Source organism: Kaistella antarctica (genome assembly GCF_900109615.1).
In the GTDB taxonomy this organism is placed as follows: Bacteria; Bacteroidota; Bacteroidia; order Flavobacteriales; family Weeksellaceae; genus Kaistella; species Kaistella antarctica.
In genome coordinates, this window is the sequence record NZ_FOIX01000001.1 from 444,530 (window position 1) to 461,817 (window position 17,288).

General features: G+C 36.5%; 16 protein-coding genes and 3 tRNA genes. 10 read left to right on the top strand and 9 right to left on the bottom strand.

Annotation, left to right across the window (positions count from 1 at the left end; genetic code table 11):
- Positions 1 to 14 precede the first annotated feature (14 nt).
- The 5 genes from msrA to BMX49_RS02130 form a co-directional block, all read right to left on the bottom strand.
- On the bottom strand, positions 15 to 575 hold the full coding sequence (gene msrA / locus BMX49_RS02110) for a peptide-methionine (S)-S-oxide reductase MsrA (protein ID WP_034718180.1): 561 nt from the start codon (positions 573 to 575) through the stop codon (positions 15 to 17).
- Between the two features lie 89 nt (positions 576 to 664).
- On the bottom strand, positions 665 to 1,657 hold the full coding sequence (locus tag BMX49_RS02115; RefSeq protein ID WP_034718183.1) for an ROK family protein: 993 nt from the start codon (positions 1,655 to 1,657) through the stop codon (positions 665 to 667).
- Between the two features lie 103 nt (positions 1,658 to 1,760).
- Complete coding sequence (secA, locus tag BMX49_RS02120) at positions 1,761 to 4,832, bottom strand: preprotein translocase subunit SecA (RefSeq protein ID WP_034721084.1); 3,072 nt, start codon at positions 4,830 to 4,832, stop codon at positions 1,761 to 1,763.
- A 115-nt stretch (positions 4,833 to 4,947) separates the two neighbouring features.
- Positions 4,948 to 5,169 carry a DUF2795 domain-containing protein gene (locus BMX49_RS02125; RefSeq protein WP_015807225.1) on the bottom strand — a complete coding sequence of 74 codons (222 nt, stop codon included), beginning with the start codon at positions 5,167 to 5,169 and terminating at the stop codon, positions 4,948 to 4,950.
- Between the two features lie 95 nt (positions 5,170 to 5,264).
- On the bottom strand, positions 5,265 to 6,293 hold the full coding sequence (locus tag BMX49_RS02130; protein WP_034718185.1) for a GDP-mannose 4,6-dehydratase: 1,029 nt from the start codon (positions 6,291 to 6,293) through the stop codon (positions 5,265 to 5,267).
- A 65-nt stretch (positions 6,294 to 6,358) separates the two neighbouring features.
- Between BMX49_RS02130 and BMX49_RS02135 the strand changes: the two genes are divergently transcribed.
- Both BMX49_RS02135 and BMX49_RS02140 read left to right on the top strand, forming a co-directional pair.
- Complete coding sequence (locus BMX49_RS02135) at positions 6,359 to 7,150, top strand: DUF2797 domain-containing protein (protein WP_034718187.1); 792 nt, start codon at positions 6,359 to 6,361, stop codon at positions 7,148 to 7,150.
- A 61-nt stretch (positions 7,151 to 7,211) separates the two neighbouring features.
- On the top strand, positions 7,212 to 9,887 hold the full coding sequence (locus BMX49_RS02140; protein ID WP_034718189.1) for a hypothetical protein: 2,676 nt from the start codon (positions 7,212 to 7,214) through the stop codon (positions 9,885 to 9,887).
- Between the two features lie 17 nt (positions 9,888 to 9,904).
- Here the strand turns inward: BMX49_RS02140 and BMX49_RS02145 are convergent, their stop codons facing one another.
- The 4 genes from BMX49_RS02145 to BMX49_RS02160 form a co-directional block, all read right to left on the bottom strand.
- A complete protein-coding gene (locus tag BMX49_RS02145) occupies positions 9,905 to 10,246 on the bottom strand; it encodes a hypothetical protein (RefSeq protein ID WP_034718192.1) in 342 nt (113 codons plus the stop codon).
- A 173-nt stretch (positions 10,247 to 10,419) separates the two neighbouring features.
- Positions 10,420 to 10,503 (bottom strand) — tRNA-Leu (locus BMX49_RS02150).
- 5 nt (positions 10,504 to 10,508) lie between these two features.
- Positions 10,509 to 10,584 (bottom strand) — tRNA-Gly (locus BMX49_RS02155).
- A gap of 31 nt (positions 10,585 to 10,615) precedes the next feature.
- Positions 10,616 to 10,697 (bottom strand) — tRNA-Leu (locus BMX49_RS02160).
- Between the two features lie 160 nt (positions 10,698 to 10,857).
- Here BMX49_RS02160 and BMX49_RS02165 point away from each other — a divergent pair.
- The 8 genes from BMX49_RS02165 (at position 10,858) to BMX49_RS02200 (ending at position 17,224) form a co-directional block, all read left to right on the top strand.
- Positions 10,858 to 11,232, top strand: a complete 375-nt coding sequence (locus BMX49_RS02165; protein WP_034718195.1) for a DUF3127 domain-containing protein — start codon at positions 10,858 to 10,860, stop codon at positions 11,230 to 11,232.
- A 55-nt stretch (positions 11,233 to 11,287) separates the two neighbouring features.
- Positions 11,288 to 11,941, top strand: coding sequence for a leucyl/phenylalanyl-tRNA--protein transferase (aat, locus tag BMX49_RS02170; RefSeq protein WP_034718198.1), 654 nt, complete (start codon positions 11,288 to 11,290; stop codon positions 11,939 to 11,941).
- On the top strand, positions 11,931 to 12,848 hold the full coding sequence (locus BMX49_RS02175; protein WP_034718200.1) for a DMT family transporter: 918 nt from the start codon (positions 11,931 to 11,933) through the stop codon (positions 12,846 to 12,848). The genes aat and BMX49_RS02175 overlap by 11 nt, the downstream gene beginning before the upstream one ends.
- Positions 12,849 to 12,980: 132 nt before the next feature.
- Positions 12,981 to 13,634 carry a CBS domain-containing protein gene (locus BMX49_RS02180; protein ID WP_034718203.1) on the top strand — a complete coding sequence of 218 codons (654 nt, stop codon included), beginning with the start codon at positions 12,981 to 12,983 and terminating at the stop codon, positions 13,632 to 13,634.
- A gap of 88 nt (positions 13,635 to 13,722) precedes the next feature.
- Entirely contained in the window at positions 13,723 to 14,589 is an 867-nt protein-coding gene (locus BMX49_RS02185) for an NAD kinase (protein WP_034718204.1), read from the top strand.
- A gap of 70 nt (positions 14,590 to 14,659) precedes the next feature.
- Positions 14,660 to 15,727 (top strand): class II fructose-bisphosphate aldolase, encoded by a 1,068-nt coding sequence (fbaA, locus tag BMX49_RS02190; RefSeq protein ID WP_034718208.1) that lies wholly within the window; start codon positions 14,660 to 14,662, stop codon positions 15,725 to 15,727.
- An 84-nt stretch (positions 15,728 to 15,811) separates the two neighbouring features.
- The gene (gene accD, locus BMX49_RS02195; RefSeq protein ID WP_034718211.1) at positions 15,812 to 16,663 is read left to right on the top strand and encodes an acetyl-CoA carboxylase, carboxyltransferase subunit beta; all 852 of its coding nucleotides are present in this window, start codon (positions 15,812 to 15,814) and stop codon (positions 16,661 to 16,663) included.
- Between the two features lie 54 nt (positions 16,664 to 16,717).
- Positions 16,718 to 17,224: a DUF6973 domain-containing protein gene (locus BMX49_RS02200; protein ID WP_034718214.1), complete on the top strand. Its 507-nt coding sequence runs from the start codon at positions 16,718 to 16,720 to the stop codon at positions 17,222 to 17,224.
- Positions 17,225 to 17,288: the final 64 nt, after the last annotated feature.

A 17,288-nucleotide genomic window follows, 5' to 3' on the forward strand; every position in this document is an offset into this window, starting at 1 on the left:
CTTCGCTTTTTGTATTAATCAAGTTCGGGTCTTAGCATTCCTAAGTCGCCATAATGTTTTTTGAATTTGGCAACCTTCGGTCCTACAACTGCGCTACAGAATGGTTGGGTAGGATTCGCTTCATAATACCCTTGATGATATTGTTCCGCAGGATAAAATTTATCCAATTTTGTAATTTCAGTGACATACTTTCCACTATATTTCCCTGTTGCTTCTGATACTTTCAGCGCTTCTTCAGCTTTTTGTTTTTCAGCTTCAGTAGTATAATAAATCACCGATCGATACTGAGTTCCGATATCATTTCCCTGTCTATTCAATTGTGTTGGATCATGCAGGAAATAAAACACTTCCATTAATTGCTCATAAGAAATAATCCTTGGATCATAAGCCATTTGCACCACTTCAGCATGTCCGGTATTTCCCGTGCAAACTTCCTCGTAAGTCGGGTTTTCTTTATGTCCGCCAGCATAACCAGACGTTGTAGATTCTACCCCTTGTAATAAATCAAGTACGCTATCAACGCACCAAAAGCAACCACCACCAAAGGTGATATATTCTAAATTTTGTTTGTCCATTTTCTAGAGATTGGTCATCAGCTTTTTCATTTATAGTCCCTTGGAAGACCTCAATATGTGCTGATGATAAAAATTAATAATTTTTAGATTTAATATTTACGAAAACCAGGTGACTCATTTTCCCAGACCAAAGCGCTGGCTCCCAAAATTGCAGCATCAGCCTCGTCCAGTTCACTGAAAACAAGTTTTACTTTATTTCTGAAAATAGGGAAAAGATTTCTTTCCATGTGAAGTTTCGCCGGCTTCAAAATAAAATCGCCCGCTTTGATGACGCCGCCAAAAAGCAAAATAGCTTCTGGTGAAGAGAACATCACGAAATTGGCTAATGCCTCACCTAATTTTTGTCCCGTATACCGGAAAACTTCTATCGCAGTCGGATCTCCTTTCGTAGCACATTCATAAACTACTTTCGAATTGATATCTTCCTCCAAGTAATTGTTAAGCATAGAGTTTGGAAATTCCGCGCGCATTTTTTTTGCCGTAATTGTAATTCCAGTTGCAGAGGCGTAAGCTTCCAAAGATCCTTCCGAGCCAGTGCTCCAATGTTTTCTTCCACCTGGTTTGACGATCGTGTGACCTAGTTCGCCGGCAAAACCATCGTGACCATAGATTAACTGACCGTTCGACATAATTCCGCTTCCAACGCCAGTTCCCAGAGTGATCATGATAAAATCTTTCATTCCTCTGGCGGCTCCAAACATCATTTCGCCTAAGGCTGCCGCATTGGCATCATTGGTCATTTTGCAGGGAACTTCAAATTTTTCTGTCATTAACCTTGCAAACGGCACAACTCCCTTCCAATGGAGATTGGGTGCTTGTTCGATTGTTCCTGTGAAGTAATTGGCATTCGGTGCGCCAACTCCGATTCCGTCGAAATGTCTTTGGCCACAATACTTCATTATTAAAGGAGAAACCTTATCATACAAAGCATTTATAAAATCCTGTACTTCAGGGAAATCATCTGTTTTCAGATTGCCTTTTTCTAAAATTTCGCCGCGGTGATTCACGAGTCCGTATTTGGTATTGGTTCCGCCGATATCAACGCCGAGTGCTACTTGCCTGGATAGGTCTATTAATGCCATTAGTCAAATAATTTATGGATTAAAATTACAAAAAATATCACGACTAAAATAGAAAACTCCCTCAAAAAATTTGAAGGAGTTTTCTTTACTATTGAAAATCTTTTTACGCTGGAATTTCTCCTTTGTATAAAAACGAAATAATTTCTTTGTTTACTTTCTCTACCATTTCGGTGAAAAGATAAAATGATTCTTGTTTGTAAATAACCAAGGGATCTTTCTGCTCATAAACGGCTCCTTGTGAAGAGCGTCTTAAATCATCCATTTCTCTTAAATGCAATTTCCAGTTTTCGTCAATAATTGCGAGCGATATATTTTTTTCAAAATCATTGACTAAAGAATCACATTTGGTTTCAAAAGCTTGCGCTAAATCAGTGACGATGGTCATTGTTTTAATTCCATCGGTAAAAGGAACCTGAATCATTTTGAACATTGAACCTTGGTTTTGAAACACATTCTCGATGATTGGGAATGACTTTTCCTTCAAGAGATTCAACTTCATTTGATAATCTTCCGTAGCTGCTTTGAAAAGGATATCGGTTAATTCAGGAACTTGTTTAGATTTAAATTCACTTTCGGTAACCGGAGCTGCCATGGTGAAATATTTAATGATCTCATGTTCGAAATCTTTAAAATCTCCTTCTAATTTACCTCGGCTTACTAATGACTCTGATACATCATAAATCATGTTCGAGATGTCGTATTTCAAGTGATCACCGAACAAGGCGTTCTTTCTTCTCTTGTAAATAACATCACGTTGCTTATTCATCACATCGTCATATTCCAATAATTTCTTACGGATTCCGAAGTTGTTTTCCTCTACTTTTTTCTGCGCTCTTTCGATCGACTTAGAAATCATACCGTGCTGAATTACTTCACCTTCTTTATGACCCATTCTGTCCATCATTTTCGCGATTCTTTCAGAACCGAAAAGACGCATTAAATTATCTTCTAACGAAACGTAGAACTGAGAACTTCCTGGATCTCCCTGTCTTCCGGCACGACCTCTTAACTGTCTGTCAACACGTCTCGAGTCATGTCTTTCGGTACCAACGATTGCCAGTCCGCCATTTTTCTTTACTTCACCTTGTAGCTTAATGTCGGTTCCACGACCTGCCATGTTGGTTGCAATCGTTACAACTCCTGGACCTCCGGCCATTGCTACGATTTCTGCTTCTCTTGCGTGAAGTTTAGCATTCAATACATTATGCTGAATTTTTCTTAATTGCAATGCTTTAGACAATAACTGAGAAATTTCAACTGAAGTGGTACCAACCAAAACTGGTCGGCCGTCTGCAGTCAATCTCGTTACTTCTTCGATTACGGCGTTGTATTTTTCACGATTTGTTTTATAAACTAAATCTTGTCTATCATCTCTAGTGATCGGTCTGTTGGTAGGAATTACCACTACGTCTAATTTGTAAATTTCCCAAAGTTCACCTGCCTCAGTTTCTGCTGTACCAGTCATTCCCGCCAGTTTGTTGTACATCCGGAAATAGTTCTGTAGCGTAACCGTTGCAAAAGTTTGCGTAGCGGCTTCAATTTTTACGTTTTCTTTCGCTTCAATCGCTTGGTGAAGTCCGTCTGAATAACGTCTTCCTTCCATAATACGACCCGTTTGCTCATCTACGATTTTTACCTCGCCATCGATTACCACATACTCATCATCTTTTTCAAATAAAGTATAAGCTTTCAACAATTGGCTTAGGGTATGAATTCTTTCAGATTTAACGGCGAAATCATTAAATATTTTTTCTTTGGCTTCGAACTCGTCTTCTTTGGTTAAATTCTGTCTTTCTATTTCGGCAATTTCAGTTCCGATATCATTTAAAACGAAGAAATCTTTATCTTCATTTCCGGCAGACATATATTCTACACCTTTATCGGTAAGCTCTATTTGATTATTTTTTTCGTCAATAACGAAATATAAATCTTTATCGGCAATCGGCATTTCTTTATTATTGTCCTGCATGTACTGCCCTTCCACTTTTTGAAGAAGTGCTTTGTGACCGCTTTCAGAAAGGAATTTAATCAACTGACGATTTTTTGGTAATCCTCTGTAAGCTTGAAGAAGTTTAAATCCACCTTCTTTGGTATTTCCACTTGCAATTAATTTTTTAGCTTCATGAAAAATTGCACTGACCGTTTTTTTCTGAATTTCGACAATTCGGTCGATTGACGGTTTCAACGTATCAAACTCCTGGCGATCTCCTTGTGGAACTGGACCAGAAATAATTAAAGGTGTTCTTGCGTCATCTACTAGAACTGAATCTACCTCATCAACAATCGCAAAGTTTAATTCGCCCTGAACTAATTCAGCAGGTGAAGTTACCATGTTGTCTCTCAAATAATCGAAACCGAATTCGTTGTTGGTTCCGTAAGTAATATCTGATTGGTAGGCTTTTCTTCTTGCGTCGGTATTGGGCTGGTGATTATCAATACAATCGATGGTCATCCCATGGAACTGATAAATTGGACCCATCCAAAGTGAATCTCGTTTCGCCAAATAATCATTGACGGTAACAACGTGAACACCTCTTCCTGGAAGAGCGTTCAGATAAATTGGTAAGGTTCCCACCAAAGTTTTACCTTCACCGGTTGCCATTTCCGCAATTTTCCCACTATGCAAAACAACACCACCGATGAATTGTACATCATAGTGAACCATGTCCCACACGATTGGCGTTCCTGCTGCATCCCAATGGTTTTTCCAAACTGCAGTATCACCGTCTAATTCAATAAAATCTTTGGTAGCTGCAAATTCGCGATCAAGATCAGTAGCTTTAACACGGATTTCTCCGTTCTGTGCTAATCTGCGCGCAGTTTCTTTAATCAGAGCAAATGCTTCGGGAAGAATTTCGTTCAGAACTTTTTCTTCGATTTGATAAGAATCTTTCTTCAAAGCTTCGATCTTCGTAAAGAGCGCTTCTTTCTCATCAACATTGCTGGAGTTCTTGATCTGTTCTTGAGTCTGCTCAATCTGGGAAGTAATATTAGCTGTCGCAGTTTTTAATTTCTCTTTAAATTCCGCAGTTTTATCCCGCAAACCATCGTCAGTTAATTCCTGAATTTTTGGTTCTACTGGTTTTATTTTGTTTAAAACTTTTTTTGTTTCCTTGAGGTCGGTTACATTTTTGTCACCAAGAAAGCCTTTAAGAACATTGTCTATAAATCCCATAGTATTTGCGTTCGGCTTGGTGCGTGGGAGCATTAGCCAGTTTAAAAATTTTAATTTTTAGAATTTTTCTAAAATATAAAAGTCGATTGCCGAATACGACTATCGACTGTGTTTTCTAATATTCATCTTCATTCCAGAGAAAATCGTCATCGGTTGGGTAGTCGCTCCAAACCTCTTCGATAGACTCATAGATTTCGCCTTCGTCTTCGATGGCTTGTAGGTTTTCTACAACCTCCATTGGTGCGCCTGTTCTAATTGCATAATCAATAAGTTCAGCCTTGGTCATCGGCCAAGGTGCGTCGCTTAAATAAGAAGCCAATTCTAATGTCCAATACATATAATATAATTTTTGCAAAAATATAAAAATCAACGACATAAAAGATCTTTTTGCCTCTGATTTTCAACAAACTTTGATTAATAATTGATTTTTTTTCAAGAACCATTTCTCAAAAACCATTCCACAAACTTTTTTATGCCATTTTGGAAATGGGTTCTGGGCTGATATCCAATCAAGGATTTGGCTTTGTGAATATTTGCGTTCGTTTTCTCAACATCTCCCGCCTGTCTTGGCAGTAATTTTTTCACCGCCTTCTTTTCTAATTCATTCTCAATGGTTGCTACCATTTCATTTAAATTAATGACTTCACTTTCGCCTAAATTAATAATTTCATAAACTTGGTGATGGGTTTCAATATAACAAATAGATTTTTGAATTCCTTCAATGATATCGTCGATGAAAGTGTAATCTCTCGCCGTAGAACCATCACCATAAATAGGGATTTCTTTATTTTCCGATATGAGTTTGGTGAATTTATGGATGGCTAAATCGGGTCTTTGGCGTGGTCCATAAACGGTGAAAAACCGCAAATGAATCATATCAATTCCATATAAATGATGGTAAACATGTCCTAGGATTTCGCCACACTTCTTGGTGGCAGCGTAGGGAGAGATTGGCTGTTCAACGGAATCGTCCTCGGAGAAAGGGATCTTTTCATTATTTCCATAAACACTGGAACTAGAAGCGTTGATAAATTTTACAATTTCAAACTCTTTGCATAATTCCCACAGGTTCATGGTTCCCTTAATATTGACTTCCTCATATTCCAGCGGCCGCTCAATTGAAGGGCTTACCCCAGCTAAGGCAGCAAGATGAATAACCAAATCGATTTTATGTTTCTGAAAGATCTTTTCTAAACCCTCTTTATCACGGATGTCTTGATAATATAGTTGATAGTTTTTTGAAGAGGTTTCGAAGATTAATTTTTGAATATCCAATTCCTTTGAATGAAATGAAAACTCCAAAGTTTTGCCAACTGATTCTAAAGTGTTTTTGATTTTAATTTTATGATCATAGAAATCATCAAAGTTGTCTATGTTGATGACAGAATGTCCATTTTTCAATAAGTGTTCCACCAAATGGGAACCAATAAAACCGCTTCCGCCGGTGACTAAATAATTCATGCAGGTGTTTTGAGAACACAAATTTAATTAAAATCAAATGATTATTTTTACGCAAATAATTTACGATGAAATTCTCTGGACAAATTCTTAAAATGGTCACTCAAAACGGCAAACCCATTCAATATTTTCTTAATCTTTCTAATGATTTAATTAATATGAATCAATTAATCGGGAAAAATATTAAATTGAAACATATTGGTTATGATTGTGTGAGCTGCAATAGTGATGAGAAAATTTACCGCATGGGTTTCTGTAAAAGATGCTTTTTTGAAAGTCCATTTGCCAGTGAATCGATTATTCGTCCGGAACTTTCAACCGCACATCTTGGCGTTGGCGAACGTGATCTAGCAGTAGAAGAATCTATTCAGTTAAAACCTCATATTGTATATTTAGCTTACACAGGCGATGTAAAAGTTGGCGTAACCAGAGAATCGCAAATTCCAACGAGATGGATTGATCAAGGAGCAACATTTGCACTTCAGATTGCCAAAACAGAAAACCGCTATGAAGCGGGCATGATTGAAGTTGCCATGAAAGAGCATCTAGCCGATAAAACCAACTGGCGAAAAATGCTGGAAGATGATTTCGAAGATGATTTGGATTTAGCAGACTTCCGAGAAAAAATCAAAAATTATTTCCCAGATGATTTCAAAAACTTCTATTCTGGCGAGGAAGAAATCGTAAAATTAGATTTCCCTTACGAAGCACCAGAAAAAATAGCTTCATTTACTTTAGATAAAAAACCGGAGTTTGAAGGAGTCTTGAGAGGAATTAAAGGACAATATCTTTCTTTCGAAGGTGGAGATTTTATTAATGTCAGAGGACATGAAGGTTATGTGATTGAGTTGGAAATTTGATTTCTTGATTTAGAAGATTCTAAGAAAGTAAATTGGTTCCTAAATTGTAAGTTGAATTTTTATGAAGAAAAAACGTTTTCGCATCTTTTCGATTATTCTTGGGATTCTGCTGTTGCTTTTTCTCATTGTTAATTTTGGCCTCAATTTTTGGTTGAAAAGTAACTTGCCGCGATATATCAAAAATAATTCTGAATATATAATTACCTACAAAACTTTAGATATTGATGCTGGAACGGGAAATATTCTATCGACTGGCATCACCATAAATAGTCAAAATCCCGATCGCAATGATAAATTAGGGTTGCAGGGAACAATTGATTCGCTCTCAATTTCCAGATTGGGAATTTATGATCTAATTTTCAAAAAGAATTTCACGACAGATAAATTAACGCTGAAAAGTCCGAACCTGAATATCATTCTCGCCAAACCATCCGAGGATAAAACGGGTGAAAAGAAAAAACTACCGAATTTTGAAAACATCACCATTACCAATGGAAATATTCAAATTTTCAAGAGTACAAATGAGAAAATCTTGGCGGTAAAAGAATTGGATTTTATGGTTCAGGATCTTCGGATCACCGAAAAATCGGAAGAGAATAATTTACCAGTTGCTTTTGAGAAATACCATCTGAAAGGAAAAGAATTTTTTTACCAGCCAGATAATATATATTCCTTTGCTGCCGCCTCAATTGCCACAGAAGACGGACAAATGAAAGTGAAGGATTTTGCTATGATTCCACTTTTATCTTATCAAAATTTCCTAAAGTACTATCCGAAAAAACGAAATCTCTTTGAGGTAAAAGCGACAGAAATGAGTTTTAAAGATATTCTTATTAAAAAAAATAAGCTATCGCTCACCAACGTAAAATTCGACAGTCCAGAAATTAAGATGTTTACGACGGATGTGAAATCAGAGCAGAAAAAAAAGAGTTTCACTTACGATGTTAATCTGGAAAATGTACTGCTTAATAATGCGAAGATCAATATTTTAAAATCCAATGGAACCACTTTGTTTGGCGCAGATAATCTGACGATGAATATCACTCGACTGGTGATGAATGATGAAACAGCGAAGGGAAATATTCCTTTTCAGTACGAGAATTTCGATATTAAAGGAAAGAATATTAACTATGGATCGGCAACTCAAAATGTAAAAGTCGCCAGTTTAAAAATCAATCCAAAATCCGCGGATTTGCTGAATGTTTCGGTAAAACCAACTTCATTTCATCCTGATAAAACGAGTTTAGATTTAATGGCGCAGCGTCTTCAACTCAAAATCAACACTTGGGAGTTTCTTGAAAACAAATTGAAATTAGATGTTGAAACTGTTCTAGTGAATCAATTGAATGGAAAAATTAAAACGGCAAATAACCCAAAGAAAAAGAAACCAACTTTTGAGGGAATTCAGTTTCCATTAAAAATAAAAAATGTAATCGTTAAGAATTCCAACCTAGAGATTGATAGTAAAAATCAGCCTTTAGTTTTTAAAGATTTGAATGCGAATATTCAGCAAATCGAAATGAATGAACAAACAATTAAAGATGGAATTCCATTCAAAACCGGTAATTACAGTTTAACCACCAGAAATTTTATTTATAAAACTAAATTTTACAATCTCTCCGCGTCACTTTTAAAATTGAATAAAAACACGATTCAGATTTCTAATTTTACGATGAAGCCAACCGTTTCTAGGGCACAATATATAAAGATGATTCCAACGGAGAAAGACTTGTATGATCTGAAAATTAATCAGGTAAATGCCAATGGGAAATGGGATTTAGCGTCAGCGACCAAATTTTTAGATGTTGAAAATATTACAGTAAGTAATATGGACGCTAATATTTTTCGAAGTAAAATCCCGAACGATGATTTGACGACCAAACCGATGTATTCGCAATTATTAAGATCCATTAAATTTCCTGTTTTTGTTAAGAATTTAGAGGTGAAAAATTCACTTTTAGTTTATGAAGAAGATACTAAAAAAAGTGAAGGTCCCGGAAAACTCACTTTCAACAATTTTAATATGAATGTGAAAAACCTTAATTCTGGGAAGATGAAGGGGAAGCCAACGTTGGTGCCGATTGCTATTACTTGCAAATTTATGAATGCTTCACCGATGAACGTAAAATGGAGCTTTGACACGGCGAATAGGAATGAGGCGTTTGCGATTTCTGGAAATATTTCCGATTTGCCAGCATCCAGAATTAATCCTTTTATCGAACCATACTTAAAAATTCAGGCGACTGGCTTAATCTCTGATTTGATTTTCAATTTTAAAGGAACACAGCACGGAATAAATGGAACCTTAAAAATGGTTCATCAGAATTTGAAAATCGCTATTTTAAAACAGACGGGTGAAAAAGATAAGATCCTTTCTGCTGTGGCCAACATCTTTGTAAAAACCGATTCAGGTATTTATCCGGAATCCGTGGTTGTTGAAAACGTGGAACGTGATAAGACCAAATCATTCTTTAATATGTTCTGGCGAGGAATAGAACAAGGATTGAAGAAAACTTTGATTGGGAAAAACGCTCCGAAAACCGAGCAGTCTATAAAAAATACGGTTGGAAATACGAAATCTGCTTTGGAGCAAAACAAAATAGAATTGCAGGAAACCAAAACAGAAGTCAAGGAAAAAGTTGAAACGGTAAAAGAAAAGATTCAGGAAAAGAAAGAAGTTGTAAAAGAAAAAGGGTTTTTCAAAAATCTATTTAAGAAAAAATCCGATTCGCAGTAAGCGAGTCGGATTTTGATTTAATCTATATTGTATTCGTCGTTCTCTTCTATCGGAATTTCACGCAGGAAATTGTCAAACTCTTTGCCAGTGTGATTACTTTCTGCACCGTATGAGTCCAGTATGGTTGAGAGTTCACCCTCTTTATCTTGCAATAAATAAAGGACCGCATTATCGTCTGGATTACTGTCTCCTTCAAATCGATAAGATTTTACAATCTTAAGATCATCTGCTTGATAAACTTTCTCATCTTTCCCCAAAACCATTTGCTTCTGTTCGTTCATGCATATCTCCTTGGTAATTCCTCTTTTGATTAAAGTATTTAAAACTTCAGAAAGAGTCTTTAAATTGTGATTGGCCATAATGTAGTATTTGTCTGAGCAAGCAACAAATTAAGTACCACGAAAAAAATCTGGGCGAACAATTCTGATAAATAAGGAGATTTCGCAAGCTCAGAATTAAGTAATATCCGACGATAACTCGGAAGTTACAAACAAAAAAAACGCTGCTAATCAATGATTAACAGCGTCTAAAGTACCTCGGACGGGACTTGAACCCGTACATCCTTACGGACACAGGATTTTAAGTCCTGCGTGTCTACCAGTTCCACCACCAAGGCAAAAGTGGAGCGAAAAACGGGATTCGAACCCGCGACCCCGACCTTGGCAAGGTCGTGCTCTACCAGCTGAGCTATTTTCGCAATTTCTTGAAAAAATCCTCAGAAATTTTCGTGCGGATGGAGGGACTCGAACCCACACGCCTCACAGCACCAGATCCTAAGTCTGGCATGGCTACCAATTACATCACATCCGCTAATGAACTTCTGTTCTCTTTTTTTGTGAGTGCAAATATAAAAGATTTTTTCTAACTAAAGCAAGCTATTTTTTAAATTTTTATTTTTTTCTAAAATTCATCCAGAACTTTCTTTTTAAATTCCTTTTTATTACTTTTACACCTTTAACGAATTTATATCATGGAATTACAAGGAACAGTAAAGAAAATAACTGAAGTTCAGACATTTGCGAGCGGATTTCAGAAAAGAGAAATGGTTTTAACAACCGAAGAACAATATCCGCAACCCATAAATATTGAATTTCTTCAGGAAAAAGGAGATTTGCTAAATCAACTGAAAGAAGGTGATAAAGTAAAAGTTTCTATCAATATTAGAGGTAGAGAATGGACTTCGCCACAGGGAGAGGTGAAATATTTCAATTCAATTACTGGTTGGAAAGTTGAAAATATGGAATCTGCTGGTGGTTTTGAACCCACTCACGCAACACCATCTCCCACGAAACCTGCAGAAGGAAAAGGCGTTTTCGAAGAAGACGAAGACGATTTACCTTTCTAAAATAGAAATTTAAAATTGATAAAATCCTGCTCTTACAGCAGGATTTAATTTTCAAATGATTCTGCTCAATCCAAATGAAATCTCTTTTCCTGATCCCGCTTTGTTGGAGTCAGATTCTGGTATCATTGCCGTGGGTGGGGATTTGTCGGTCGAAAGATTGTATTTCGCTTATCAGTTAGGTCTTTTCCCCTGGTACAATCCGGCCGAAGAAATTCTATGGTGGTGCCCCGATCCTAGATTTGTGCTTTTTCCGAAAGATTTGAAAATTTCAAAGTCGATGCGAAAGGTTTTACGGGATGAAGTTTTTACTTTTACAGAGAATAAATGCTTCCGAAAAGTTATCGAAGAATGCCAAAATACTTTTAGGAAAGACCAAGATGGAACGTGGCTGTCTGAAGAATTGGTAGTTTCAATTGTAAAGCTGCACGAAGCCGGAATTGCAAAAAGCATTGAGGTTTGGCAAAATGAAGATTTGGTTGGTGGTTTTTACGGGATACAAATCGGTAAAGTGTTTTGCGGGGAAAGTATGTTTTCAAAAGTGAGTAACGCCTCCAAAGCTGGCTTCATTCAGTTTATTCAAAGTCAAAAAGAAGGTTTAGAATTAATTGATTGTCAAATTCATTCTGAACATCTTGAAAGTTTAGGTGCAACCATGATTTCAAAAAAGGACTATTTAAAAATTCTAAAAAATAATAACGATGAATCCTGAAAAAGAAAAATGGGTTTTGCTAATCGTTCTTTCCATCATTTGGGGTTCGTCCTTTATCTTAATTAAGAAATCTCTGGAACATTTCAATCCTTACGAGGTTGGCGCGTTGCGCGTCCTGATTGCCGGAATTCTTCTGCTTCCCTTCGCACTTAGCAACATCAAGAAATTCCCCAAGAAAAATTTAAAGTGGTTGGTTCTCGCTGCAATAACCGGAAACTTTATTCCGATGTTTCTTTTTCCTATTGCAGAAACCAAAGTAAGTAGTAGTATTGCTGGAATCGTCAATTCGATGATGCCGATATTTGTAATTATTGTTGGATTTCTATTCTGGAAGTTTTCAACCACCAAAAGGCAGTTGGTTGGCGTTGCTATCAGTTTCTCCGGGGCGTGCATTTTAGCGCTGTCCGGTGGAGAAGGCGGAGAGTTAAAGTTGATTCCAATTGTTTTGCTTTTGATTGCAACTTTAGGTTACGCCATTTCGATGACCACTGTTAAATCTAAACTGAGCGATATTCCCGCAAAAATTTTATCTGCTTTCGTTTTTTCTTTTGTGCTGATTGTTCCTTCGCTTATTGCTTTAGTTGTTGCTGGATTCTTTAATGACTTTAATGCTGATAAAGGTTTCTTCATTGGTTTAGGTTTTGTGAGCTTGCTCTCCATTTTTGGAACTGGCTTAGCGATGATGTTGAATTACCGATTGCTCAATATTTCGACGCCTTTGTTCGCTTCAACAGTAACTTTGTTGATGCCTGTTGTTGCCGTAATCTGGGGAATTTTAGATGGGGAAACCTTAACACCGATGCAATTTGTAGGTGCATTTATCATTCTCGCAGGATTAATATTTCTACGAGCAAAGACTGCAAAAATAGAAAAACCGCAAGACCCTGAAGTCGTACGGTTTAAATAAATCTAATAAAAAGTAAAAATGAAAGGCGACAAAGATATATAATTAATATTATACTATCCAAATCTTTTTTTGTAAATTTTAATTTATTTTAAAAAGTCCTTTTCTTTTTTAATATTTTGCTAAATTTGGCTAATGTTTATCAAAGATTATATTTCTAAAGACTATCCCGCGTTTAATGCCAGTGATTCTATTGAAGTGGCAAATGAAGTGGCGAAAGAATTCGGTTATTCACACGTTTTTATTAAGAAGAAAGGATTTTATCTCGGCGCCTTGAGTCAGCAATTTTTAGAGGAAAGTGCGGAAGGAACCTTAGCCACTTTAGAACATCATTATGAGAAATTCGCTCTGTTGGATGATGGGAATATCTTAGACTCAATTAAACTTTTCCACACCTTCAACAGCAATGTTGTTCCTATCATTAATAAATTAGAGAAATATCAAGGATATCTTTCCTGCGACGATGTTTTTTGCGAGTTTGCCAAATACCCTTTGTTCTCTGAAAATGGAGCTTTATTAATTGTTCAGATCAATAACAGAAGTTACTCTATGACCGATGTTTGCAGAATCGTAGAATCAAATAATGGTAAAATTTACGGCTGTTACATCAGTGCTTTTATTGAAGACGATGTACAGATTACTTTAAAAATTAGCAGCGAAAATCTTAGTTCAATTGATGAAACCTTTGAGCGATACGGTTATAATGTTGTATTGAAATATTATGATGACGAAAAAGAAGAACTGTTGAAAGACCGTTTCGGATTTTTTCAAAAATATATGGAATTTTAAAGATGATGAACCAGTATAATCGTTTATTGAAAAGAGATAAAAATCCGTTGGCGTTCCATCTGACCAATAAAAAAATAAGAATAGACAGATGAAAGCAGCTATTTATTCTCAAAAAAACGACTTAGATACGTTTTTGTATCTGAGTAAATTTGTATCTGAACTTGAGAAAAGGGGAGTTCAACCTTTCCTGTATGAAGGAATGGCAACGGCAATGCAATTCTCCAAAAATTTTGAAACCTTTGCGGGTAAAGAAGATTTAAAGGAGAACAAAGTCGATTTGTTTTTTACCTTCGGGGGCGACGGTACAATTGTAAACTCTCTACTGTTCGTTCAGGATTTAATGATCCCAGTTGTAGGTGTAAATACTGGACGGCTTGGGTTTCTGGCGAGTTTTACCAAAGAAGAAGTTTTTTTGGAACTTGACGGGATTATTAAAGGCGAAGTGAAAATCAGCGAACGTTCGGTCATTGAAATTATTTCACCCAATAGCTCGATGTTTTTCCCTTTTGCTTTAAATGATTTGACGATTTCGCGCAAAGAAACCACCGCCATGATTACCGTGGAATCTTATATCAATGGTGAATTTCTGAATACGTTTTGGGGCGATGGAATTATTATTTCTACTCCAACTGGTTCTACCGCTTATTCTTTAAGTTGCGGCGGACCAATCATTACGCCTAACAATAATACTTTTGTTATCACGCCAATTGCCCCACATAATTTGAATGTTCGTCCGCTCATTGTTAATGATGATGTAGAAATTCATTTAAAGGTGAAAAGCCGTGTTCCACAATATTCTTTATCCCTCGATTCCAGATTATTTCACATGGAAACCGACGTGGAAATCGTGTTGAGAAAAGCGCATTTTAAGTTGCTTCTGGTTCATCCGCCCAACCTCAGTTTTTATGAAACAATTCGCCAAAAACTGCTTTGGGGCAATGATAAAAGAAATTAAACATTCAACTTAAAATCCTTAACTTTACTGTTCCAGATATCATTAATAATAAATCTATAAAAATATAATTATGAGCAGAAAATTTCCGGCCGGAGTTGCCACAGGACAAATGGTTACTGATATTTTTCAATATGCCAAAGAAAACAAATTCGCACTTCCCGCAGTAAATGTAATTGGATCCAGCAATACCAATGCGGTTCTCGAAACTGCTGCAAAACTTAATTCACCTGTAATCATTCAGTTTTCAAATGGTGGTGCTGCGTTCAACGCTGGAAAAGGATTGAGCAATGAAGGACAGCAAGCCGCAATTTTAGGTGGTATCGCTGGAGCAAAACATATTCACACTTTAGCAGAAGCTTACGGAGCTACCGTGATTTTACATACCGATCACTGTGCTAAAAAATTATTGCCTTGGATTGATGGATTGATGGATGCGAACGAAGAGTTTTTCGCGCAAACCGGAAAACCACTTTATTCATCGCACATGCTTGATTTATCTGAGGAATCAATCGAGGAAAACATGGACATTTCTTGCAAGTATTTCGAAAGAATGGCAAAAATGGGAATGACGTTAGAAATCGAACTCGGAATCACGGGTGGTGAGGAAGATGGCGTCGATAATTCAGGCGTTGATTCTTCTAAATTATACACACAGCCAGATGAGGTTGCTTATGCTTACGAAAGACTAAATGCAATTTCTCCAAACTTTACGATCGCCGCTGCTTTTGGTAATGTTCATGGAGTTTATAAACCTGGTAACGTAAAATTAACACCGAAAATTCTTGATAATTCTCAGAAATATGTTTCAGAAAAATTTGGTTTAGGTGAAGAGCCGATTAACTTCGTATTCCATGGTGGATCTGGTTCTTCTTTAGAAGAAATCAGGGAAGGTATTGATTATGGTGTTATTAAAATGAACATCGATACTGACTTGCAGTTCGCTTACACCGAGGGAATCAGAGATTTCATGGTTGAAAAAGTAGAATATCTAAATACGCAAGTAGGAAATCCAGACGGTGAGGATTTACCAAATAAAAAATACTACGATCCAAGAGGTTGGGTTAGAAAAGGAGAAGAAACTTTTATTAAAAGATTAGAGCAGGCTTTTGAAGACCTGAACAATATCAATACACTTTAATATAAATGATAATTAATCAAAGATAAATGATATTATACATTTATCTTTGATCCTTTATCAATAATCATTCATCAATTATATCTTATGGCATTCGACTGGTTTAAAAGGAAAACACAGAACATTACAACTTCTACTGAGGATAAAAAAGACGTTCCCAAAGGGCTTTGGCATCAAACGATGACTGGGAAAGTCATCGAACATGAAGAGTTGAAAGCTAATAATTATGTGTCTCCCGAAGATGGTTTTCACGTAAGAATCGGTAGTAGGGAATTCTTCTCCATTCTTTTTGATGAAAATAAATTTACTGAACTCGACGCCAATGTTGAAAGTGTAGATATGTTGAATTTTAAAGACACCAAATCTTACACCGACCGTTTAAAAGAAGTGAAAGCCAAAACGAAATTAATCGATTCGATCCGAAATGCAGTTGGTACTGTTAATGGCGAAAAGATGGTTATTTCCTGTATGGACTTTAGTTTTATCGGTGGATCTTTAGGTTCTGTAATGGGCGAAAAAATCCGTCGTGCGGTGGATTATTGTATCGCAAACAAACTCCCGTATATGATAATTTGTCAGTCAGGTGGTGCAAGAATGCAGGAAGCAACATATTCTTTAATGCAATTGGCTAAAGTTCAGTCTAAGTTAGCACAACTTTCAGAAGCTGGCTTATTGTACATTGCATATTTGTGTGATCCTACTTTTGGTGGAATCACGGCTTCATTCGCGATGACTGCGGATATTATCATGGCAGAGCCAGGAGCTTTAATCGGTTTCGCCGGACCGCGAGTTATTCGTGAAACCATTGGTAAAGATTTACCAGAAGGCTTCCAAACATCGGAGTTCTTGCAAGAGAAAGGTTTCGTAGACTTCATCGTTAAAAGAACAGAGATCAAGGACAAAGTTTCAAAAACAGTTCGACTATTGGTACACGCTTAAAAGATTTGAATTAATATTAAAATCTCACCTCATTGGAGGTGGGATTTCTTTTTTATGAGAAACATCAAAATCATATTTAATACCTTAAGATCCTTAAGTTTCGACAAAATAATGAAACTTTTACGGTTGACACTTCCGCATCCTTTATTTTCAATAATGGGATTTTATGCGACTTTAAAAAGTTTTACTTTGGCTCAAAAGCACTTTCCAAAAACTCATTCTAACAATGGAGTCGGAAATGCTTTTCGCCATTCGCTCTGGACTTGCTTGATTATGATGTATTGCTGCAAAATTTCTTCGCCCAAAAAAGCTTTGGCTTACTGCAAAGAAATGACCGATTTACACGAAGAGCTTTTCCCAAATGAGCCTCTCGAAACGAAAATGGATCTGCATAACAACCAAGTCGGCATGGATTACTTCATGCAATTACTTCCTGGCGTTCACCGACAGTTTTTTGAAACAAGTTTTTTTGTTAAGGATTTGATTACCAAAACCAAAACTGCAAAAATCCTTAAAAGTCTAGATGATGATTTTAAAGACGAACTGGTTTATCTAACCTAAAAAAAACCCCGACCAAAGCCGAGGTTGTTTTAATAATCGAATTCAAGTACAAATATTTATAATT

Coding starts and splice junctions, on each gene's coding strand:
- msrA (WP_034718180.1), bottom strand. CDS start 575: ATGGACAAACAAAATTTAGAATATATCACCTTTGGTGGTGGTTGCTTT.
- BMX49_RS02115 (WP_034718183.1), bottom strand. CDS start 1,657: ATGGCATTAATAGACCTATCCAGGCAAGTAGCACTCGGCGTTGATATC.
- secA (WP_034721084.1), bottom strand. CDS start 4,832: ATGGGATTTATAGACAATGTTCTTAAAGGCTTTCTTGGTGACAAAAAT.
- BMX49_RS02125 (WP_015807225.1), bottom strand. CDS start 5,169: ATGTATTGGACATTAGAATTGGCTTCTTATTTAAGCGACGCACCTTGG.
- BMX49_RS02130 (WP_034718185.1), bottom strand. CDS start 6,293: ATGAATTATTTAGTCACCGGCGGAAGCGGTTTTATTGGTTCCCATTTG.
- BMX49_RS02135 (WP_034718187.1), top strand. CDS start 6,359: ATGAAATTCTCTGGACAAATTCTTAAAATGGTCACTCAAAACGGCAAA.
- BMX49_RS02140 (WP_034718189.1), top strand. CDS start 7,212: ATGAAGAAAAAACGTTTTCGCATCTTTTCGATTATTCTTGGGATTCTG.
- BMX49_RS02145 (WP_034718192.1), bottom strand. CDS start 10,246: ATGGCCAATCACAATTTAAAGACTCTTTCTGAAGTTTTAAATACTTTA.
- BMX49_RS02165 (WP_034718195.1), top strand. CDS start 10,858: ATGGAATTACAAGGAACAGTAAAGAAAATAACTGAAGTTCAGACATTT.
- aat (WP_034718198.1), top strand. CDS start 11,288: ATGATTCTGCTCAATCCAAATGAAATCTCTTTTCCTGATCCCGCTTTG.
- BMX49_RS02175 (WP_034718200.1), top strand. CDS start 11,931: ATGAATCCTGAAAAAGAAAAATGGGTTTTGCTAATCGTTCTTTCCATC.
- BMX49_RS02180 (WP_034718203.1), top strand. CDS start 12,981: ATGTTTATCAAAGATTATATTTCTAAAGACTATCCCGCGTTTAATGCC.
- BMX49_RS02185 (WP_034718204.1), top strand. CDS start 13,723: ATGAAAGCAGCTATTTATTCTCAAAAAAACGACTTAGATACGTTTTTG.
- fbaA (WP_034718208.1), top strand. CDS start 14,660: ATGAGCAGAAAATTTCCGGCCGGAGTTGCCACAGGACAAATGGTTACT.
- accD (WP_034718211.1), top strand. CDS start 15,812: ATGGCATTCGACTGGTTTAAAAGGAAAACACAGAACATTACAACTTCT.
- BMX49_RS02200 (WP_034718214.1), top strand. CDS start 16,718: ATGAGAAACATCAAAATCATATTTAATACCTTAAGATCCTTAAGTTTC.